18 protein-coding genes are annotated in these 21,153 nt (G+C 65.0%); 9 read left to right on the top strand and 9 right to left on the bottom strand.

Annotation, left to right across the window (positions count from 1 at the left end; all coding sequences use genetic code 11):
* The first annotated feature begins 11 nt into the window (after nt 1-11).
* Both otnI and AC1RMG_RS17675 read left to right on the top strand, forming a co-directional pair.
* Complete coding sequence (gene otnI / locus AC1RMG_RS17680; RefSeq protein ID WP_011061624.1) at nt 12-794, top strand: 2-oxo-tetronate isomerase; 783 nt, start codon at nt 12-14, stop codon at nt 792-794.
* A gap of 257 nt (nt 795-1,051) precedes the next feature.
* Nucleotides 1,052-2,119, top strand: a complete 1,068-nt coding sequence (locus AC1RMG_RS17675; RefSeq protein ID WP_053158897.1) for an alpha/beta fold hydrolase — start codon at nt 1,052-1,054, stop codon at nt 2,117-2,119.
* Between the two features lie 76 nt (nt 2,120-2,195).
* Here AC1RMG_RS17675 and AC1RMG_RS17670 read toward each other — a convergent pair whose 3' ends face one another.
* From AC1RMG_RS17670 to AC1RMG_RS17655, 4 genes are all read right to left on the bottom strand, one after another.
* A complete protein-coding gene (locus AC1RMG_RS17670; RefSeq protein WP_015635853.1) occupies nt 2,196-3,008 on the bottom strand; it encodes a DeoR/GlpR family DNA-binding transcription regulator in 813 nt (270 codons plus the stop codon).
* Between the two features lie 116 nt (nt 3,009-3,124).
* A complete protein-coding gene (locus AC1RMG_RS17665) occupies nt 3,125-3,394 on the bottom strand; it encodes a hypothetical protein (protein WP_262212012.1) in 270 nt (89 codons plus the stop codon).
* Nucleotides 3,395-3,417: 23 nt separating this feature from the next.
* Nucleotides 3,418-4,011 (bottom strand): hypothetical protein, encoded by a 594-nt coding sequence (locus AC1RMG_RS17660; RefSeq protein ID WP_019095487.1) that lies wholly within the window; start codon nt 4,009-4,011, stop codon nt 3,418-3,420.
* Between the two features lie 7 nt (nt 4,012-4,018).
* Entirely contained in the window at nt 4,019-4,756 is a 738-nt protein-coding gene (locus tag AC1RMG_RS17655; protein WP_236203140.1) for a substrate-binding periplasmic protein, read from the bottom strand.
* 185 nt (nt 4,757-4,941) lie between these two features.
* Between AC1RMG_RS17655 and AC1RMG_RS17650 the strand changes: the two genes are divergently transcribed.
* The 7 genes from AC1RMG_RS17650 (at nt 4,942) to AC1RMG_RS17620 (ending at nt 13,466) form a co-directional block, all read left to right on the top strand.
* Nucleotides 4,942-5,973 carry a lysozyme inhibitor LprI family protein gene (locus AC1RMG_RS17650; protein ID WP_401154206.1) on the top strand — a complete coding sequence of 344 codons (1,032 nt, stop codon included), beginning with the start codon at nt 4,942-4,944 and terminating at the stop codon, nt 5,971-5,973.
* 276 nt (nt 5,974-6,249) lie between these two features.
* Nucleotides 6,250-7,446, top strand: coding sequence for an enoyl-ACP reductase FabV (gene fabV / locus AC1RMG_RS17645; RefSeq protein ID WP_041118506.1), 1,197 nt, complete (start codon nt 6,250-6,252; stop codon nt 7,444-7,446).
* Nucleotides 7,447-7,689: 243 nt separating this feature from the next.
* Nucleotides 7,690-8,388 (top strand): AzlC family ABC transporter permease, encoded by a 699-nt coding sequence (locus AC1RMG_RS17640; protein ID WP_011061616.1) that lies wholly within the window; start codon nt 7,690-7,692, stop codon nt 8,386-8,388.
* A complete protein-coding gene (locus AC1RMG_RS17635; RefSeq protein ID WP_011061615.1) occupies nt 8,388-8,699 on the top strand; it encodes an AzlD domain-containing protein in 312 nt (103 codons plus the stop codon). Before AC1RMG_RS17640 ends, AC1RMG_RS17635 begins: the two co-directional genes overlap by 1 nt.
* 67 nt (nt 8,700-8,766) lie before the next feature.
* On the top strand, nt 8,767-9,756 hold the full coding sequence (locus tag AC1RMG_RS17630) for an SMI1/KNR4 family protein (protein WP_401154208.1): 990 nt from the start codon (nt 8,767-8,769) through the stop codon (nt 9,754-9,756).
* Complete coding sequence (gene nudK, locus AC1RMG_RS17625; RefSeq protein ID WP_011061613.1) at nt 9,753-10,706, top strand: GDP-mannose pyrophosphatase NudK; 954 nt, start codon at nt 9,753-9,755, stop codon at nt 10,704-10,706. The genes AC1RMG_RS17630 and nudK overlap by 4 nt, the downstream gene beginning before the upstream one ends.
* Before the next feature lie 192 nt (nt 10,707-10,898).
* Nucleotides 10,899-13,466: a bifunctional diguanylate cyclase/phosphodiesterase gene (locus AC1RMG_RS17620; protein ID WP_125062380.1), complete on the top strand. Its 2,568-nt coding sequence runs from the start codon at nt 10,899-10,901 to the stop codon at nt 13,464-13,466.
* A gap of 9 nt (nt 13,467-13,475) precedes the next feature.
* On the opposite strand, the gene AC1RMG_RS17615 is transcribed toward AC1RMG_RS17620, so the two are convergent.
* From AC1RMG_RS17615 to AC1RMG_RS17595, 5 genes are read right to left on the bottom strand one after another with little or no spacing between them, the layout of a single operon-like run.
* Nucleotides 13,476-14,888, bottom strand: coding sequence for a DUF2252 domain-containing protein (locus tag AC1RMG_RS17615; protein WP_011061611.1), 1,413 nt, complete (start codon nt 14,886-14,888; stop codon nt 13,476-13,478).
* A 45-nt stretch (nt 14,889-14,933) separates the two neighbouring features.
* Entirely contained in the window at nt 14,934-16,352 is a 1,419-nt protein-coding gene (locus tag AC1RMG_RS17610; protein WP_011061610.1) for an ATP-binding protein, read from the bottom strand.
* A complete protein-coding gene (locus tag AC1RMG_RS17605) occupies nt 16,352-18,157 on the bottom strand; it encodes a DAHL domain-containing protein (protein ID WP_370059213.1) in 1,806 nt (601 codons plus the stop codon). Before AC1RMG_RS17605 ends, AC1RMG_RS17610 begins: the two co-directional genes overlap by 1 nt.
* Nucleotides 18,154-19,149, bottom strand: coding sequence for a cytochrome-c peroxidase (locus AC1RMG_RS17600; protein ID WP_493169752.1), 996 nt, complete (start codon nt 19,147-19,149; stop codon nt 18,154-18,156). Before AC1RMG_RS17600 ends, AC1RMG_RS17605 begins: the two co-directional genes overlap by 4 nt.
* Nucleotides 19,139-21,064, bottom strand: a complete 1,926-nt coding sequence (locus AC1RMG_RS17595) for a GGDEF/EAL domain-containing response regulator (RefSeq protein WP_493169750.1) — start codon at nt 21,062-21,064, stop codon at nt 19,139-19,141. The genes AC1RMG_RS17600 and AC1RMG_RS17595 overlap by 11 nt, the downstream gene beginning before the upstream one ends.
* Nucleotides 21,065-21,153: the final 89 nt, after the last annotated feature.

Genomic DNA, 21,153 nt, shown 5'->3' with positions numbered 1-21,153 from the left:
CAGGAGTTCCCATGCCTCGTTTTGCTGCCAACCTCAGCATGCTCTACCCGGAACATGACTTTCTCGAACGTTTCGCTGCCGCGGCGGCCGACGGCTTCACGGCCGTGGAGTATCTGTTTCCCTACGACTACAGCCCCCAGGAGCTGAAACAGCGCCTGGACGACCACGGCCTGCAACAGGCCTTGTTCAACGCTCCGCCCGGCGACTGGGCGGCGGGGGAGCGGGGCATCGTTTCCCTGCCCGGGCGCGAGCAGGAGTTCCGCCAGGGGTTCGACAAGGCCCTGGAATACGCCGCGGTGCTGGGCAACTCGCGGGTCCACGTGATGGCCGGCCTGTTGCCGTCCGAGAACGATCGCCCGCGGCACCACGGCGTCTACCTGGAGAACCTGGCCCACGCCACGGCCCAGGCGGCCAAGGTCGGGGTCACGGTGCTGCTGGAGCCGATCAACACCCGGGACATGCCGGGGTTCTTCCTCAACCGCCAGGACCAGGCCCAGGCCATCTGCAAGGAAGTCGGCGCGGCCAACCTCAAGGTGCAGTTCGACTGCTATCACTGCCAGATCGTCGAAGGCGACCTGGCGGTGAAACTGCGCCGCGACCTGGCCGGGATCGGCCACATCCAGATCGCCGGGGTGCCGGATCGTCACGAGCCGGACCTGGGCGAACTGAACTATCCCTACCTGTTCCAGCTGATGGACGACCTTGGCTACGACGGCTGGGTCGGTTGTGAATACCGCCCGCGCGGCAACACCTCCGCCGGCCTGCAGTGGCTGCGGGACTGGCAGGCGCGCTAAGGCTCGGCGGTGTAGCTGCCACTGCAGGTTGCGAAGCAAAAGGTACCTGGGGAGCGTCGCGCAAGGCCCTGGGGGCCTTCGCGCATCGCTTTATGTAGCCGCTGCCGCAGGCTGCGAACGAGCCGCAGGCTCGCAGCGACTCCCCGGCCGTCGAGGCCCCTGCGGTGCCTTGCGCAGCCTGCGGCAGCGGCCACAGATGATGCGAAGGCCGCGAACGGCTCGCGATGATACGTAGCGATAAACACAGGAGTTTTCCCATGCAGCGTTTTGCCTGCCGGGCCGCGCTCGGCCTGATTTTGTCCCTGGGCGGTATGTCCCTGGCCGCGGCCGCGAGCTTGCCGCCGGCCACCGAGGGGGATTGGGTGGCCCCGCAATTCACCTTCCACAACGGTGAGCAGCTGGCCAACCTGAAGCTGCACTACATCACCCTGGGGGACCCCAAGCACCCGGCGATCCTCTATCTGCATGGCACCTATCGGCCGGCCAGCGACCTGTTGAGCAAGGATTTTGGCGGTGAACTGTTCGGCCCCGGGCAACCCCTGGATGCCAGCAAGTACTACATCATCGCCACCGACGGCATCGGCGTCGGCCAGTCGAGCAAGCCTTCGGACGGCCTGCGGGCGCGGTTCCCCCAGTACAACTACGAGGACATGGTCCAGGCCCAGTACCGGCTGCTGACCGAAGGGCTGGGGGTCAAGCACCTGCGGCTGATCATCGGCAATTCCATGGGCGGCATGCAGGCCTGGATCTGGGGCCAGAAGTGGCCGCAGATGATGGACGCCCTGGTGCCCATGGCCTCCCAGCCGGGGGAAATGTCTTCGCGCAACTGGATGATGCGCCGCCTGCTGGTGGAGTCGATCAAGCAGGACCCGGCCTGGGAGCAGGGCAACTACCGGCAACAGCCGCCGTCGCTGCGCCTGGCCAACGCGCTGTTCGCCACCGGCACCAGCGGCGGCACCCTGGCCTATCAGGCCCTGGCGCCGACCCGGGCCCAGGCTGACCAGCTGGTGCAGGAGCGCCTCAAGGCCAGCCAGGGCGCCGATGCCAATGACTTCATCTACCAGTGGCAGTCCTCGGCGGACTACAACGCCATGCCGGGGCTGGGCAGGATCCAGGCGCCGGTGCTGGTGATCAACGCCGCGGACGACGAGCGCAACCCGCCGGAAACCGGCACCCTGCAAGCGGCGCTCAAACAGGTGAAAAATGCCCGCCTGCTGCTGATTCCCGCCAGCGCCGAAACCCGTGGCCACGGCACCACCGGCATGGCCCGGTTCTACGCCCGCGAGCTGGGGCAGTTCATGGCCGAGACTGAAAAAAACCGCTAGTGGCTACTGCGGTCTCTTCGTCGCCCGGGAGCAAGTCCTGCGCCACGGGCTGCTGTGGGCCGGGGCTATCGCTGGCTCAGGATTGTGCCGGCAGCAGCAGTTCTACACCGTGCTTGCGGATCCCGTCCGCCGCCGCAGGGGCCAGTGCGGCGTCGCTGATGATGATGTCGAACTGTTCCAGCCCGGCGATCTTGTACATGCTGAAGGTACCGTACTTGGAGCTGCTGGCCACCAGCACCACCTGGGTCGCCGACTGCATCGCCACCTGCTTGACCTCGACCTTCAGCGCCGATGGCGTGGTGATGCCCCGGCGCAGGTCCCAGGAACTGGTGGAGATAAAGGCCACGTCGGTCACCACCTGGCGCAGGGTGGCCACCGCCAGCCCGCCGACACAGGAGTGGTTGGAGTGGTCCAATTGCCCGCCGGTATGGATCACCGTCACCTGGGGCGCGTCCATCAGGGCCTGGGCCACGCCGAAATCGTTGGTCACCACGGTCATCCCCGACAGCGCCTTGATGTAGGGCACGATTTCCAGGGTGCTGGTGCCGGCGTCCAGGTACACGGTCATGTCCGCGTGCAGCAGGCTCGCCGCCAGCTTGGCCATGGCCTGCTTCTGCGGCAGCTCCACCACAGCCTTGGACTGATGGCTGGGCTCGCTGTGCAACTGGCTGGCGATGCGCACCCCGCCGGTGACCGAGTGGGCGCGGCCTTCCTGCTCCAGCAGGGCGATATCCCGGCGCACGGTCATGTGCGAGCAGTCGAACATCTCCATCAACTGATGCACGCTGAGCACCTGGTGCTTGCGCAACTGGCGCAGGATCTGCTCGCGGCGCTGCTCGGGAATCATCGGTGCGCCGCTGTCACTGGCAAGGTCCTTGGGGGTAGGCATTGAAGCTCCGGTCTGGCGGGTCGGCAAAGGCAGGAATCGGCACGCCATAGTAGCGAAAGTAGCCGCCGCGGACGAGATTTAGTGCCGTGTGCAAGTCAGGAAAGCATGGCCATCGGTCAGGGGCAGAAGGGGCAATACAGATTGTCGAGAAAGTCCTGGCTGTCGATGTTGGTGTCCAGCACCTGCACCACCACCGGGCCATGGTGCCTGCATTCCAGGATCTGCCCGGCGCCGCTGCGGTTCGGCTGTTGCTCGCTGAATTCATTGCAGCCGCACCAGGGGCATTTGCGCACGGTTGCATCGTTCTGGCCGAGTATTGCCAGGTCCCAGCCGCAGCCGGTGCAATTGAGGCGATACAAAGGGCGGGCAGGGGTAAAGGTCGGCATAGGGGAACTCCAGGTCAGGGGCCTCAGCCCGGGGTCAACAGGCGCTTGAGCGAGCGGGTCAGCGGCTGGCGTGCCTTGCGGCTCTTGAACGGCCCCGGGATGTGCCGCAGGAAACTGCGCCAGGGGTAGCCACCGGGATTGCGCTCCGCGGAACCCAGGTAATCATGCAGGGCCAGGGCCGATTCGCGGTTGAAGGCCCAGAGCATCTGGCCTTTGTAGAGTACGGAAAAATAGGCTTCGCCTGGCCAGTTCAGATGGTGGCGCGCCGCGTAGTGGCAGTGCTCGCAGCGTACCGACCCCAGGTCCAGGCCGTGATCGCGGTACCAGTAGGCTGAACGCTGCCAGTGGCTGGGGCTGTAGCCATCGGGCAACGGACCCAGGCTCTGCATCGGGTCGCCATGCAGGCCGGGAAAGTACAGGGCGTAGTGGTGATAGTGGCCGCAGTTGTCCTGCTCTTTCCAGTACTCCAGCAGCGGGTGGGCCTGGAAGAACGGCACATCGGCCTTGCGTTCGATGGGCCTGGCCACGACGAAGTCGAAGCAGGCCTGGCCTGCGCACTGCGGGCAACTGAGCGCCAACTGATGGGGCATGGGGCTCCAGGGGGCAAGGCTGGTCATGGGTGAATCAATCTACCTGTGGCGTGGCCTGGTCAATATGCCAGCGTTGCTTGAGCTGCTGCAGGCTGCCATCGCGCTTCATGCCGTCCAGGGCCTGCTGCCAGCGGGCCACCTGGGCCGCATCGACCTTGGGCGAAAAGGCGATGTAGGCGTCCTGGTGCATCAGTGGCATCTGGTAGCGCAACTGGTCGAGGGCCAAGCCCTCTTCGGCGGCGAAGGTGCTTACGCTCATGGTGTCGGCCACCACGTATTGCACGCGGCCGACCTGCAGCAGGCGGATCATGATTTCCGGGCTGTCGACGCCCCACAGGTTGTCCAGCCCCTGCTGTTTGAGGTAGCTGTAGACCAGCCATTTGCGCGGCACGGCAATCTGGCCCCGGGTCTGGTGCAGGTCGGTGACCGGCGTGCTGTCGCCATTGCGGGTATAGAGGGCGGTTTCGGTGCGCATCAACGGGCCTACCCACTGGTAGCGCGACTCGCGCTCGGCGGTGCGCAGTATGGTGAACACCGCCGTGTCGTCATCGCTTCCGGCATCGCGCAGGGCCCGCAGCATCGGCCGCAGCTGCACGTTCACCGTGTCGCCGCTGCGCTGCGCCAGGGCCTGCACCACATCGACACCAAACCCCACCATCCGCTCGCCCTGCTGGAAGTGCAGCGGCGGGTGGTTGTCGGTCAGCATGCGCAACTCGCCAGCGTGGGCCGCAAGGCTCAATAGCGGCAACAGTGCCTGCAGCATCCATTTCATGCAGTGCCCTTGGAGTTTGAAAACGCAGAGCTTAGTACGACTGGTTGCCGCCTGTCGCGATAAAAGCTGCCGGCTCCGTGCCAGGCTTCAGAGGGGGTTGCCCGGGGGCTTTTTTCGTCGGGATGTCGCTGAAAACACTCCACTGCAGTTATTCTTGCGCCGCCTTTTCAGAATGGAATCGACCCATGTTCGCTCCCCTTGTTCGTCCCTTGCGAGCCACTGGCTTGCTGTTCGCGGTCCTGGCCTGTTCCCAGGGCGTGCAGGCCAGCAGTTTCGACTGCGCCAAGGCCGCCAGCAGCAGTGAAAAGGCCCTGTGTGCCGACCCCTATACCGCCTCGCTGGACAGCCAGCTGGGCAAGGCCTGGAAGGCGACCCTGGCCAAGGCCAAGGACCCCAAGGCGCTGCGCCTGGACCAGCGTGAATGGCTCAAGGAGCGGGATCAGTGCGCAGCCGACCTGGGTTGCCTGCGCAGCAAATACCTGAACCGCCTGGTCGCGTTGCGTTATGTGAATGTGCCGTTCGAGTGGCAGGGAACCTGGCAGCGGGTCTCGGTCAGCCCGTTCTACGCCGGTGATCTGGTGATCCGGCGCACTGGCGAGGATCGCCTGAGCTTCGATCTGTCGGCCATGGGCGGCGCCAACTCCGGTTCGCTCGCGGGCAAGGCGCAGATCAAGGGCGGTGAGGCCAGCTACAGCGTCGAGGGCTGCAACCTGCGCTTCACGCAGCGCAACGGCCTGTTGCAGGTGAGCCAGGAGGGCGACTCCTTTGCCTGCGGCGCCGGTTCAGGGGTGTATTACGACGGGCTCTATGTGGCTTCCAAGCAAGCCCTGGAGAGCCATTACGACCTGCTGTCCACGGCGCTGGTGCGCACCGAGGAAGAAGACCGGCGCGCCCGGAAACTGCTGAAGAAGGACTATCAGACCCTGCTCGACAGTGGCTCGTCGTTCTCCGCGGATACCTCGGCCGAACTCAAGGGCGCCGAGGTCACCGATATGTGGCTGCCGGGCCTGGCCACCACCAATGCGGCGATTTTCGTGCGCGGTACCCAGGGCCAGTTGTGGGTCGCGCTGTTGGTGGTGGCAGGGCCCAAGGATGAAGTGCGGGTGCGTTACTACACCACCGAGCCTGAGTGGAAGCACAGCCTGCCGGATGTGGTGCAGAGCTGGTATGAAGCGCGCAGCAAGGACAAGCAGCTGCCGCTGGACATGATGCCCTGAGCCGGCGCGGCGAGCGGCCAGGGGCAGGGCGCGCAAGAGATTTCGCCGGACGGACAGGCAACAGCGTCGGCGCACCTGCTAGAGTCTCGCCCCGGGCTGTGCGCAATCGCGCTTGGCGGGCGCGCAACACCACCGCCGTGCCCCCTGGAACCGGGGCCTGACGGGCAAATTCCTCAGGTTGGTGACGCGAAGCGAATATGAGCGTCTACGACTAGTGCAAGTGACACTGCCGCCGCCGTCATCGGCGCCTGGCACTTTGAAATTGGGAGAGTATGTATGGTCATCAAACCCCGCGTTCGCGGCTTTATCTGTGTGACGACCCACCCGGTCGGCTGTGAAGCCAACGTCAAGCAACAGATCGATTACGTCACCCAGCAGGGCGCCATCGACGCAGGGCCGAAGAACGTACTGGTACTCGGCGCTTCCACCGGCTACGGCCTGGCAGCGCGGATCACCGCAGCGTTCGGCTGTGGCGCCAACACCCTCGGGGTGTTCTTCGAGCGCGGCAGCGTTGACGGCAAGCTGGGCACCGCCGGCTGGTACAACACCGCGGCGTTCCACAAGTTCGCCGAAGAAAAGGGCCTGTACGCCAAGAGCATCAACGGCGATGCCTTCTCCGATGCGGTCAAGGCCGAGACCATCGAGACCATCAAGCGCGACCTGGGCAAGATCGACCTGGTGGTCTACAGCCTGGCCGCACCGCGCCGCACCCACCCCAAGACCGGTGAAGTGCTGAGCTCGACCCTCAAGCCACTGGGCAAGTCCGTGACCCTGCGCGGTGTCGACACCGACAAGGAAATCGTCAAGGAAACCACCCTGCAGCCGGCGACCCAGGAAGAGATCGACGGCACCGTGGCGGTGATGGGCGGCGAAGACTGGCAGATGTGGATCGACGCGCTGCACGAAGCCGGTGTCCTGGCCGAAGGCGCCAAGACCACCGCCTTCACCTACCTGGGCGAGAAGCTGACCCACGACATCTACTGGAACGGTTCCATTGGCGAAGCCAAGAAGGACCTGGACCAGAAAGTCATCGGCATGCGCCAGCAACTGGCCGGCCTGGGCGGCGACGCCCGGGTGTCGGTGCTCAAGGCCGTGGTGACCCAGGCCAGCTCGGCGATCCCGATCATGCCGCTGTACCTGTCGCTGCTGTTCAAGGTGATGAAGGAGCAGGGCAGCCACGAAGGTTGCATCGAACAGGTCTACGGCCTGTACAAGGACAGCCTGTACAACAGCGAGCCGGTGATCGACCAGGAAGGTCGCCTGCGTGCCGACTACAAGGAACTGCAACCGCAGGTCCAGGACCGGGTCAAGCAGCTGTGGGACCAGGTGACCAGCGAGAACCTCTACGAGATGACCGATTTCGTCGGTTACAAGCAAGAGTTCCTGCGCCTGTTCGGTTTCGAGATCGAAGGTGTCGACTACGAAGCCGACGTCGATCCGGACGTGAAGATCAGCAACCTGATCCAGCTGTAATCCGCTCGTAGCATCAGCCAGCGCCCCTCCCTCGTGAGGGGCGCTGTCGTTTGCATCCCCCTATTTCCCGTAGGAGCCAGCTTGCTGGCGAAGAGGCCCGCAGGTCTTGTGCTGGTCTTGGAGACGCCTTCGCTGGCAAGCCAGCTCCTACGAGGGCGGGGCGGGGCAATTGCGCAAGATCGTTCAAGCCAGGGGCGCCGGCAGATGGCACAGTCAGCGTCCGTTACTTGTGTGCAGGGTTCTATGTCCAGCGTTCTCCTACCCCGTGCCGCGTTCATCCGTGGCGCCATCGCCATCATGCCGCTGTCCCTGGCCACCGCGCCCTGGGGGCTGCTGGCCGGTTCCATGGCCATCGAGGCCAATCTCACGCCGCTGCAGGGCCAGGGCCTGTCGAGCATCGTTTTCGCCGGGGCCGCGCAATTGGTGGCCATCGGCATGCTCAAGGGCGGGGCGGGGATCTTCTCGATCCTGCTCACCACCTTGCTGCTCACGTCCCAGCACTTGCTCTACGGCATGAGCATGCGCTCGGTGATCTCGCCCTTGCCGGGCCGCTGGCGGGTGGGCCTGGGCTTTCTGCTCACCGACGAGCTGTTCGCCTTGACCAGCGCCCACGACAAGCAGCAGTTCGACCGCTGGTACGCCCTGGGCGTCGGGCTGACTTTCTATGTGGCCTGGAACCTCTTCACCCTGCTGGGCATCGTGCTGGGCAAAAGCATTCCTGGCCTTGAGCACCTGGGCCTGGACTTCTCCATCGCCGCCACCTTCATCGCCCTGATCACGCCACTGGTGCGCAATGTGCCCACCGTGGTCTGCGTTGCCGTATCGCTGTTCTGCTCGGTGCTGTTCAGCTACTGGCACTGGGGATCGGCGCTGGTGCTGTCGGGGCTGGCGGGCATGACCGCAGGTTTTGTCTGCAACAAACTCTATCGGGGGCAAGCATGATGGTCTGGGCAGTCATCTTCGGCATGGGCCTGTTGGTCTTTCTCAATCGCTACGTGTTTCTCGAACCGCGCCTGCCGTTGCGCTTGAGCAGCAATGCCCGGCAGTTCCTCGGCTTTGCGGTGCCGGGCATGCTCACGGCGATCTGCGGCCCCATCGTGTTCATGCCCGACCACGAGCTGAACCTGCACTGGAGCAACCCCTACCTGCTCAGCTCCCTGGTGGCCATTGCGCTGGTGATCTACACCCGCAACACCCTGCTCAGCATGCTGTTGAGCATGGGGTTCTTTTTCCTCCTGCGCTGGTGGTTCTGAGGGCCGTTTGCGGTAGCCTGTGCAGCTTTCGGCACCGGCCGACCTTCAACCGCAACGGATGCATCGGATGAGCGAATTTCCCCACGATATCGACCTGGACGCGTTCTGGGACCGGGCCACCAGCAGCAAGATCAACCAGCCCCCCGCCAGCCCTGGCGTCATAGCCCAGTTGCAGGCGCAACTGGGCTATCGCCTGCCGCTGTCCTACGTGGCCTTCATGAACCGCTACAACGGCGGGCGCCCGCACCTCAGCTGTTTCCCCACCGAGCAGGGCACCTCCTGGGCCGAGGACCACTGCGCGATCGACAGCTTTCTGAGCATCGGCTGCGATGGCGACTATTCCCTGGGCGGTGGCCTGGGCAGCCGTTTCATGATCGAGGAGTGGGGCTACCCGGACCTGGGGGTGTACATCTGCGATTGCCCCTCCGCCGGCCATGACATGGTTGCCCTGGACTACAGCGAGTGCGGGCCCGAGGGCGAGCCGCGTGTGGTGCATGTGGACCAGGAGGCCGACTACGCGGTGACAGTGCTGGCAGCGGATTTCGAGGCCTTTGTCCGCGGGCTGGTGTCGCCCGAGGTCTACGACACCTCGGAACAGGATTACCTGGATGATCTGGACAAGGTCGCCCACGCGCCGTTCTCGCCCCTGCTGGAGGAACTGCTCGGCCATTTCAGCGCAGTCCCCGACCTGGGGTCGCTGATCCGCCAGATCGCCTTGCGCATCGTCCATGAGAAGCGCTACTTCGCCCTGCATGCCGATCCACTGTCGCAACTGCTCTATGACCTGCAGTTCTGGCTGTACCAGAATCGCTACCCGGTCCCCGACAAAGAGGCGTACCTGCAGGTCTATCAGGACATGATCGCCTTCGCCAGGGGCTTCGGCACCGGCGGCTACGCCCCGGACTTCATCCGCGACTGGTTCCGTAACCGCCTGGCAGGCGGCCAGCTGCGGCAGGCGGCGGGCGGGTTCGCCCTGGCCCCGGCCTACCAGGCGCAATTGCTGGAACAACTGGCCGGGTTTCGCCCCGCACCCCTTCACGCCCAGGAGCAGCCATGAGCGAGGAAACCATCCGCATCACCGCCGAACAGACCCTCTCCGACAACTGGTACGTGCTGAAGAAGTACAGCTTCGAGCTGCGCCGCCGCGACGGCAGCTGGCAGGCCCAGGACCGCGAGGTCTACGACCGGGGCAATGGCGCAACCATCCTGCTGTACAACCTGCAACGGCGCACGGTGCTGCTGACCCGGCAGTTCCGCATGCCGGCCTTCGTCAACGGCCACAGCGGCTACCTGATCGAGACCGCTGCCGGGCTCCTGGACAACGCCAGCCCCGAGGTGCGCATCCGCCAGGAAGCCCAGGAGGAAACCGGCTACCGGGTCGGCGAGGTGCAGAAGGTCTTCGATGCCTTCATGAGCCCGGGTTCGGTGACCGAGCGGGTGCATTTCTTCATTGGCCATTACCAGGCCGAAGACCGGATCGACGCAGGCGGCGGGCTGGAGCACGAGGGCGAGGACATCGAGGTCTTGGAACTGGATATCGACCAGGCCCTGGGCATGATCAAGAGCGGGGAGATCGCCGACGGCAAGACCATCATGCTCCTGCAATACCTGCAACTGCATGTGCTCAAGCCCCGCAGCCTGATGGTGCTGGTGGCCGGCCCTTATCGCTCTGGTACCGACGATGACCCGGCGCTGCTGGCGCGCAATGTCGAGGCCATGGAGCACTGCGCGGCGCAGGTCCTGGCGGCGGGGCACTTTCCGGTACTGGGGGAATGGGTGGCGTTGCCCATGACCCGGCTGGCGGGTTCCCGGGCGGTGGGCGACGAGATCTACAACCAGCGCTTTCATGCCTACGCCGAGCGCCTGCTGGAACGCTGCGATGCGGTGCTGCGCATCGGCGGGCCGTCGGCGGGCTGCGATGCCATGGTCGAGATCGGCCAGCGCCTGGGCCTGGCCCTCTATCACCGGGTGGAGCAACTGCCGGTGGTGCCCGGCGGCACTGGCTGACGCGCCGCTCCAGGATGCCCCGGCGCCGGCAATCGGCGCCGGGGGAATACCCGCACAGGCCCCGCCAGGGGCTTTTCTTCAGGTCTTGCGGGGAAAAACTGTCTATCGTCAATAGGCAAGCGGGAGCTTCGTCGAAGGCCGCGTGAGGCAGGGTCGCACCGGTCGGTTTGTCGTTATGGCGCCTGGAGCACTATGGAAAACTTCGGTCTTGATCCGTCTCAAGGGCGCAGCACCTCCAATCAGGCGCTGACCCGCGCCACCTTGCTGGGGTGCTCGGGGCTGCTGCTGGCGCTGTTTCTCTTCACCGGTGTGCTGCTGGTATACATCGCCCTCGACCAGAACCTCGAGGCCGAGCAGCACAACCGCCTGGACATCGACAAGGCCCTGCAATCCTTTGCCGGCAATGCCCGCACCACCCTCAAGGACTATGCCCTCTGGGGCGATGCCTACCAGCACCTGCACCTTAAGGTCGACCTGGACTGGGCCTTCAACCGGCAGAATTTCGGCCCCACGCTGTATCGCGACCTGGGCTTTGACGGGGTGTTCGTGATCAACCCGGCCGGCCACACCGTGTACTCCCTGGTGGCCGGCGACCTCAGCGAGATGGATGCCCGCAACTGGCTGGGCGAGGCGTTGCCGCCCCTGGTCAGCGCAGCGCGGGAGGCCGGCGGCAAGGTGGTGGACCGTTACCAGTCGATTGCCGGCACCCCGGCGCTGGTGCTCGCCGCTGTCATAGGCCCGGGCAACGACCCGCAAGTGCGCCCAGATGCCGGGCCGCAGTCGGTGCTGGTCTTCGTCGCCCGTTTCGACCCGCCGCGGTTACTGGCCCTGGGCCAAGGCCTGGACATCGAGCATCTGCAGGTGGCCCGTGCCGCCACGGACCAGAGCTTGCCGACCCTGGACTTGCCCGACGGCGCCGGAACCCTGCAATGGCGGCCGGCGCGCCCCGGGCACCAGTTGCTGGTGCTGGTGATGCCGCTGTTGCTGCTGGCCGGCCTGCTGGTGGGCCTGATGGCGGCGTTCCTGTTGCGCCGCGCCGATGCTGCAGCGCAGGTCATGGACCGGCAGGTCCAGGCGCTGCGCGCCAACCGCTGGGCCCTGGCCGCGAGCGAGGAGCGCTTTCGCGATGTGGCTGAAGCTGCGTCCGACTGGATCTGGGAAGTCGACGGGCAGCTGTGCTTTACCTACCTGTCCGAACGTTTCGAGGCGGTCACCGGGTTGACCCGGGAGTCGACCCTGGGGCGGCCGATGACCGAGCTGCTGAGCTGCGAACAGGGTTCGCTGGGCCAGTGGCTGGCGGCCCCGGAGCGGCGTTCCCAGGCGATCCAGCAGTGCCTGTACCGGGATGGCCAGGGGCAGGCGCGAGTCTGTCGCCTGTCGGTGCGGGCCATGGCAGCCGGGGGCTTTCGCGGCACCGCCAGTGATATCACCGAGGAGGTCGCGGCTCGAAGGCGGGTCGAGTACCTGTCCCAGCACGATGCCTTGACCGGCCTTGCCAACCGCACCCGCATGCAGGAGTTTCTCGAAGGCCGGCTGCAGGCCCCGCCGACCCTGCAGGAACCGCTGCTGATGCTCAGCGTCGACCTGGACCGTTTCAAACCGGTGAACGACCTGCTGGGGCACGCCGCTGGCGACCAGGTGCTGCACGAGGTGTCCCAGCGCCTGGCCCAATGCCTGCGCAGCGAGGACCTGGTGGCCCGGGTCGGCGGCGACGAGTTTGTCCTGGTGGTCACCGGCCAGGTGGCTGGCCACGAGATCGAAGGCTTGTGCCGGCGGCTGATCGAGCGGATCGAGGAACCGTTCTATATCGCCGGGCACGAGGTCTTCATCAGCGCCAGCATCGGCATTGCCCGGGCCCCGGGCGACGCCTCCCAGGCCGAAGAACTGCTGCGCTTTGCCGACATCGCCCTGTACGAGGCGAAAGCGGCGGGGCGCAGCACCTGGCGTTTCTATGCGCCCTACATGAATGTGCGGATCATCGAACGGCGGCGCCTGGAGCGTGACCTGCGCCATGCCATCGAGCAGGACCAGTTGCTCCTGCATTTCCAGCCGCGCTACCGCGTGCTCGATGGCCAGTTGATGGGCGCCGAGGCCCTGGTGCGCTGGCAGCATCCCCAGCATGGCTTGCTGGGGCCGGACGTGTTCGTGCCGATTGCCGAGGACACCGGGTTGATCCTGCCGCTGAGCAACTGGGTACTGCACGCAGCCTGTCGTGCGGCGCGAGCCTGGCCGGAAGGCCGACTGCTGGCGGTCAAGCTGTCGCCGGCGGAATTCCTGCGCGGCCAGCTGGTGGCGCGGATCGCGGCGGTGCTCAAGCAGAGCGGCCTGGAGCCGTCACGCCTGGAGCTGGAAATGACCGACAAGGTGCTGCTGGACGACAGCCGCCACGTGCTCACCATCATGCAGGGGCTCAAGGCGCTGGGGGTGCAGTTGCTGATCGACGATTTCGGCACCGGCTACTCGGCGCTGCAGTACCTGCAGACCTTCCCCCTGGATGGCCTGAAGATCGACAGCAGCTTCATCGCCCGGCTCAACCACAACGATGCCGGGCGCTCCATTGTCGAGGCGATTGTCGACCTGGGGCATGCATTGTCCTTGCGGGTGGTTGCCGAGGGGGTGCAGGCCGCAGAGCAGTTTGGGGTCTTGCGCGACATTCAGTGCGATGAGGTGCAGGGCCCGCACCTGAGCCCGCCGCTGGACCAGGAGGCCCTGCTGAAACTCTATGGCGAAGCCGCCCGGGCCTCGCGCCCGATCACCTGAGCCTGTGTTTCAGGGCAGGTGGTCGGCGGCGAAGTCGGCCTCCGAGCGCGCTTGCAGGCGGCCTTTGCGGCAGGCCTGCTGGAAACGCTCGAAATCCCGTTCGTTCTGCGTGGCATAGGCCTGGGCGTAGTGCCACAGGGCTTCGGCCAGGGTTTCGCTCTTGCCGATGTAGCCGCTGATCCGCGCGGCCTGGCCCGAGGCCTTGGCGTGGGCCCGGGCCAGGGCCCGGCCGCAGATCCTGGCATAGGCGGCGAAGGTGTCCTCGTCGAAGGTCTCAAGTTCCGCCGAGACCTTCATGTCGCGCAGTTGGCGCACATAGAAATGACGGCCGTTGGGGCCGGTGGTCCAGCCCAGGAACAGATCGCTGGCGGACTGCATCAGGCGCTGGCCTTCCACCACCCGCTGGCCGTTGTGCCTTGGCTTTGAGCGTTCGCGCACATAGTCGGCGAGCACCGAGCGCCGGGCTTCCTTGAATTGCAGGAACAGTGGCCGCTGCTGGGCGTCGGTGAGCAGCGCCACCAGGCAGCGGGTGCCGACGCTGCCAACCCCCACCACCTTGAAGGCCAGGTCGCTGGGCTGGAACCGTGCCAGCAGGTCGCGGCGGTCGGCCTGCAGGGTGCCGCGGTAGTCGCGCATGAAGGTGTCGTACAGCGGCCGCCAGTCTTCCAGGCGCATCCAGTCATCGTCGGGGTCCAGCAGGCTGGTGGTGTTGTGCAGGTGGAAGATTTCCGGCAGGTCGTCGCGAATCAGCAGGCGGCCCCGGGCGTCGCGTTCGCTGATCTTGGGCAGGAGTTCGGCATGGGTGCGCCGGGCGGCCTTGTCGATGGCCCGTTGCACATGCTCCAGGGTGTCGCTGTTGGAGCGCGCCTGGTGCAGCAGGTCTTCGTAGGTCAGGGCGTCGTACCAGATCTCCAGGGCGCTTTGCCCGGCGCAGGTGGCCATGCTCCGCTGATAGGCGCCCACCAGTTCGCGGCACAGGGCCTCTTCGACCCCCGGGCCGTGGCGCAGGTGCCGGGCGGCTATCAGGAAGCTCGCCACCAGACGCTTGAGGTCCCACTCCCAGGGGCCGGGATGGACCTCGTCGAAGTCGTTGACGCTGAACAGCAGGTTGCGCTCGGGGGTGGCAAAGCCGCCGAAGTTCATCAGGTGGCAGTCGCCACAGATGGTCGAGCGCAGGCCCATGTCCGGGGTGCTGGCCAGGTCGTGGGCCTGGAGCAGGGCGTTGCCACGGTAGAAGGTGAAGGGCGACACCAGCATGCGCCCGTAGCGCAGTGCCACCAGGGACTGGACCCGGCCCTGGCTGGAGGCCTCGATCAACGGCAAGGGGTCGCGCTTGATCTGCCCGGGATCGGAATGGGAGCTGCGGGGGCAGTCCTTGCGGGCTTGCTTGCCGAGCTTGATCGAATCGTCGGGGCGGTTCATGGACAGCTCCTGTACCAGGCCTTAGCGGTAGGGGGGGAGGTTTGGCTAGGGTTGTGCGGGCAACTCCTGGCGCGCCTGCCGGATCGGCAGTTCCACGCGAAAGGTGCTGCCTACGCCGGGCTGGCTCTGCACGCTGATCTGCCCGCCGTGCTTCTTGACGATGCCGTAGGACAGCGACAGGCCCAGGCCGGTCCCCTGGCCCACCGGCTTGGTGGTGAAGAAGGGGTCGAAGATCTTGGCCAGGTGCTCCTGGTCGATGCCGCAGCCGCTGTCGCTGACCTCCAGCCAGACCCGCTCGCCGTCCACGCCGTTGCGCAGGGTAATGGTGCCGCGCTCGGGGCCTATGGCCTGCGCCGCGTTGACCACCAGGTTCATCACCACTTGATTGAGTTGGGAGGGCAGGCATTCGATTTCCGGCAACGGCTGGTAGTCGGTGACCAGGTCGGCCTTGTACTTGAGTTCGTTGGCCACGATGTTCAGGGTCGAGTCGATGCCCTGTTGCAGGCTCGCCAGCTGCCATTGCTGGTCGCTGTCGACCCGGGAGAAGTTCTTCAGGTCCTTGACGATCTGCGCCACCCGGCCGATGCCTTCCTTGGACTCCCTGATCAGTACCGGAATGTCCTGCTGGAGGAAGTCCAGGTCGATGCTCTCGCGCAGGCTCTGCAGGTGCTTGCGCAGTTCCGGCGCGGCGATGGCTTCTTCGGCCTGGCGATAGGCGCTGAGCATCTGGTCGAGCTGCTGCAGGTAGCCTGCCAGGCTGCCGAGGTTGGAGGACACGAAACCGATGGGGTTGTTGATTTCGTGGGCGACCCCGGCGGCCAGTTGCCCGAGGGAGGCCAGTTTTTCCGATTGCACCAGCTGGTTTTCCAACTGCTTGCGTTCGTCGATCTCCAGTTGCAGCGCCGCCCCGGCCTGCCTCAGGTCTTCGGTGCGCTGCTGCACCAGGTGCTCCAGGTGATGCATTTGCAAAAGCGCGCGGGCGGTCATTTCCCACTTGCTGGTTAGGGTGTTGGCCATCTGCTGGACTTCGATGTTGTCAAAGGGCTTCTTCAGGATCAGCAGGCGGTGATGACCCTGCAGGCGCTCCAGCAGCTCTTCCCAGGAATAGTCGGAGTAGGCGGTGCACACCACCACCTGTAGCCGCGGGTCCTGTTGCCAGAGGCGCTCGATGGTCTGCGCGCCGTCCCAGCCCTGGGGCATGCGCATGTCGACAAACGCCAGGGCATAGGGACGCTGCCGCTCCTGGGCCTGGCAGACCATGGCCAGGCCTTCCTCGCCGCCGTAGGCCGAATCCAGTTCGAAAGGCTGTTGCCGGGGCTTGGCCGTGGCGCCGAACAGCTGTGCCTCCAGGTCATCCAGACCGTTGTCGTCTGCCTCGGGCGGGGTGAGGATCTTGCGAAAGTCCTCGTGGATCGACGGGGTATCGTCGATCAGCAGGATCCGGCGATTGTTCAACTGGTCCATCATGGGTCCTCTGCGCTGATCAGCGGGATGTCCAGAGTGAAGGTGGCGCCCAGGCCGGGGCCATCACTGTGCACATTCAATTGTCCACCCATCTCCATGGCCGCCAGGGCGCAGCTATGCAAGCCGAAGCCGTGGCCGTCCTTGCGGGTGGTGAAGCCGTGGGAAAAAATACGCGTCAGGTTCTCCGCGGGGATGCCTTCGCCTTCATCCTTGACGCTGATGCTCAGGGTCTGGCCGTCCAGCACTCTGGCGCTCAGGGTCAGGGTCCGTGAATGATCATCGAGGTTGGACATGGCGTACTTGGCGTTGCTGATCAGGTTGATCAGGATCAGCAGCATGCGGTGCTTGTCGCCCATCACCGGAGGCAACGGACCATAGTCCTTGACCACCGTGACCTGATGCCGGGCCAGGGCGCCGGAGTTCATGCGCAGGGCGTCTTCGATCAGCTCGGCGACCCGCAGGGGTTCTATCAGCCGAGAGGCTCCGGCATAGGATTGCTGGGTGGCGACGATTTCCTTGATGTGGTCGACGCTGCGGGCCAACTGAGCCAGTTCTTCGCCCATGCCCTGCTGCTCGGTGGCTATGGCTTCGACCAATTGATTGAGGTAGCCGGGGAGCAGCTTGCCTTTGTCGTCTTCGGTGAAAAAATGCCCCAGGTCATCCTGGTGCTGATTGATCAACTGCATGGCCTTGCCCAGCCCTTGTGCCTTGCTGGAGCGCAGGGTGCGGCTGAGCATTTCGCTGCAGATATTCACGCTGTTGAGCACGTTGCCGACGTTGTGCAGGACGTTGGTCGCAATTTCCGCCATGCCAGCCTGGCGGGCGCTGTCCATGAGTTCGCTCTGGGCTTCCTTGAGCTCCCGGGTGCGTTCCTCGACCCGGTGTTCCAGATGCTCGTTGGCGCTCTGCAGGGCCGTGTTCACCCGGCGGATGACCGCGTAGCTGCGTACCAGCCTGACGGCCAGGTAGAGAATCAGTATCACCAGCAAGGCGGCAAAGAGCAGCAGGTACTGGTGGGCCTTCTGGTCCTGCAGATCGGCCTGCAACTGATCGGCGTTGAGCAGATGGGTGATGTCGTCCAGGCGCTGGGCGATGGGGATCGAGGTGATGCGCTCCAGCAGGTCGTTGACCACCGGCTGCTCCCGCAGAATCACCGAGACGTGGTTGCTGAGGATCTCCACCGGCTCATGCATGGGTTCGGGCAGGCGCTCCTTGTTGACCGCCAGTTTGTTCAGCCCCACCAGGATGTCTGCGGCCCGGTCGTCGCTGGAAACCTGGGCGAACTCCAGGCTGCTGAGCAGCAGGTCATAGGTATCGATGGCAATGGTCTGCTCTGACAGCCGCGCCTGGTCGTCAAGGCCGGCCAGGCGGCGCTGGATATCGTCTTCGGCAGTGGGCAGGAAGGCCAGGGAGTTGCGCAGCACCGCGTTGTGGGTCTTGAAACGCTCCACCAGGCCGGCCTTTTCCTGGAAGGCCTCGATGAACGCCTGGTGGCCGGCCGTCCAGGCGGCCGGGTCATTGTGGTTCTGTTGTGAAAGCTGATCGAAGCGGTTCCACAGCTGGTTGATCTCTTGCACCGGCATGACCAGTGGATCGTAGTCGTGGGTGATGGCGATCCGAGCCTTGAGCACCTCGGTTTCCCATTGGGCATTCAACTGCTTGATATGGCTGATCAGGTCCCGCGCCAGTACGTAGTTCGAGGGCTGGCCGATCACCGTCTTGAAGTAGAGAAAGGCCAGCCCCAGCACCAGGCTCAGGGTCAGTAGCGACAGCAGCATGATCGGCACGCGTCGGGACAGCTTCATAAGGGCTTGCCCTGCCATTCGCCGGTCAGGGTCTTGAGAAACTTGACGATCAGGCTGATGTCCTGGGTATTGGGCGGGCGCCCCAGCTGATACTTGAACATGACTTCCACTGCCTGCTCCAGGGTCGGCGCCGAACCGTCGTGGAAGTAGGGCGCAGTCACTGCGACATTGCGCAGGCTGGGCACCTTGAACACGTTGCGGTCCTGTTCGTCGCCGGTGACCAGGAAGCGCCCCAGGTCGGCGTCGGTGGGGTTGCCGCGGGCAGCGAAGTAGTCGCCCATCACGCCGAACTTCTGAAACATGTTGCCGCCGATATTGACCCCCTGGTGGCAGGCGATGCAGCCGTAATCCTTGAAGCGCTGGTAACCGTATTTTTCTTCCAGGCTGAGGATGTCGGTATTGCCTTGCAGGTACTGGTCGAACCGCGAGTTGGCGCTGAGCAAGGTCTTTTCATAGGTGGCCAGGGCATTTTGCACGTTGGCTGCGGTGATGCCGTCCGGGTACAGGGCACCGAAGGACTTCTGGTAGGCGCTGTCATCGCTCAAGGTGCGGATCAGCGCCGGCCAGGTGTTGCCCATCTCGCTGGGGCTTTGCACGACGCTGTCGATCTGCGCTTCCAGGGATTCGACGCGCCCGTCCCAGAACTGCAGGAAATTCAGCGCGGCATTGAACACGCTGGGGGTGTTGACCCGGGTGGGTTGCCCCTTGAAACCCGGCGATTTTGCCTGGGAGTCGGCCCCGCCCTGGTCCAGCCGGTGGCAGCTGGCACAGGACAGGCTGTGGTCCTGGGACAGGCGCGGTTCGTTGAACAGCTGGCGCCCGAGCTCGACCCGCTGGGGGTCGAGTGCCGGCGGTGCGGGCAACGGCTTGAGCGGTTCGTCCAGGGGCGCGGCAAAAGCGCTCGGGCTGCTGGCGCCCAGCCCTGCCCAGAGCAGCAGGAGCAGTACCCGTGCGCGGCGGCGCGGCGGCTGGCGCGGTTGTTCAGTGGTCATGGTCCGTCACCTGGAACTGCGGCCTGTGCTTGCCCAGCAGGCGAGCGAAGTCTTCGGCGGGCAGCGCCTTGCTGAAGTAGTAGCCCTGGGCTTCCTCGCAGCCTTGCTGCTGGAGAAAGGTCAGTTGCTGGTGCGTCTCCACCCCTTCGGCGATGACCTTCAGGTTCAGGCTGCGCCCCAGGTTGATGATGGCGCTGACCAGTACGGCGTCCTTGTGTTCGTGGCTCAGCCCGTGGATGAAGGATTGGTCGATCTTGAGCACATCCACGGGAAACTTGCGCAGGTAGCTCAGGCTCGAATAGCCGGTACCGAAATCATCGACGGCCAGGCGCACGCCCAGGGCCTTGATCGCCAGCAGGGTAGCCAGCGTGACCTCGACGTTCTGCAGCAGTACGCCTTCGGTGATTTCCAGTTCCAGCCAGGCCGGGTCCAGGGCGTTGTCGCTGAGCGCGTCGCGCAGTTGCTGGAGCAGTTGCGGCTGCCTGAAGTCAGCCGCCGACAGGTTGATGGACAACGGCACAGGGGGTAGGCCGGCGTTCTGCCAGGCCCGGCACTGGCGAGTGGCTTCCCCCAGGACCCATTGGCTGATGCGGGTGATCAAGCCGCTGTCTTCGGCCACTGGAATGAACAGCTCGGGGCTGATCCAGCCCTGTTGCGGGCGTTGCCAGCGAATCAGCGCTTCAGCGCCTACCACATTGCCCGAGGCCAGGTGGATTTTCGGCTGGTAATGCAGGTGGAACTCCCGGCGTTCCAGGGCCTGGAGAATCCCCGACTCCAGGTATTGCTGCTCCCGGGCCCGGTGCGTCATGTCATCGGTGAAGAAACAGTAGCTGCCCGGTGCCTGCTCCTTGCTGGTGCGCATGGCCATCTCGGCTTTCTTGATCAGCGCCAGGGCATCCTGGCCATCCTCGGGGTACAGGCTGATGCCCAGGCTGGCCGTCACCTGCAGGTCGTGCCCGGCGATGTCATCGAACTGGCTCACGGTGGCCAGCAGCTTTTGCGCAAGCGCGCGTATCTGCGCCGGATGCTGCTGGTCATGGAGCACCACCACGAACTCGTCGGAGCCGTAGCGAAACAGCGAGTCCGACTCGCGCATGCCTTGTTCCAGGCGCCGGGCGATTCTCTTGAGCAACTCGTCCCCGGCCGGGTATCCCAGGGCATGGTTGATCCGCTTGAACCGGTCCAGGCCGAGGAACATCACCGCCAGCCGCTGCTCATAACGGCGGGCCCGTGCCATGGCCTGGCCCAGGCGGTCCCCCAGCAAGGTGCTGGAGGGCAGGCCGGTGAGCACGTCGTAGTGCAGCAGGTGGGAGACCTTGAGCAGTTCGGCCACCCGTCTTTCGATGGTCTGTTGCAGGTCGTCGAGTTTCTGCCGGGCGTCCTGTGCCATCTGCCACTTCCAGGTCAGCGCGCTGGCCATCTGGCGGATTTCCAGGCTGTCGAAGGGCTTTTTCAGGATCAGCAACTGGTCGCCGAATGCCAGGCGTTGCGCCATGGCTTCCCAGGAATAGTCGGAATAGGCGGTGCACAGGGCGATCTGCAGGTCCGGGTCGGCGTTCCACAAGCGCTCGATGGTTTCCAGCCCATCCCAGCCGGGGGGCATGCGCATGTCGATGAACGCCATGGCATAGGGCAGGCCCAGGGCCAGGGACGCTTCGACCCGGGCCAGGGCCTCTTGGCCCTGGAACGCCGAGTCGAGGCAGAAGGGCGCTTGCTGCGCTGGCATCGTGGCGTGGCCGAACAACTGTTGCTCGGCCAGGCTCAGGTCCGGGGCCTGGCGCGGCGCCAGGATCTTGTGGAAATCCTCATGGATTGTCGGGCTGTCATCGACAATCAGGATCCGTCGGTTGGCCCGCCCTGGGGGCTGGTCCGAGGCGCCTTGTGCCTTTGTCTGTGCGTCACTGCCAGCGTCCATAGACCTTCCCTAGTACCCTGAGCCCGCCTTGCAACGTTGTCAGCATAGTCATTGCGCAGTGCCGCGGCCGACGAATTTATTTCGCGGGG

Source organism: Pseudomonas sp. GW822-FHT04H02 (genome assembly GCF_058800645.1).
Note: the sequence above shows the minus strand (reverse complement) of the source record. Positions and strands in the feature narration are given on the sequence as shown.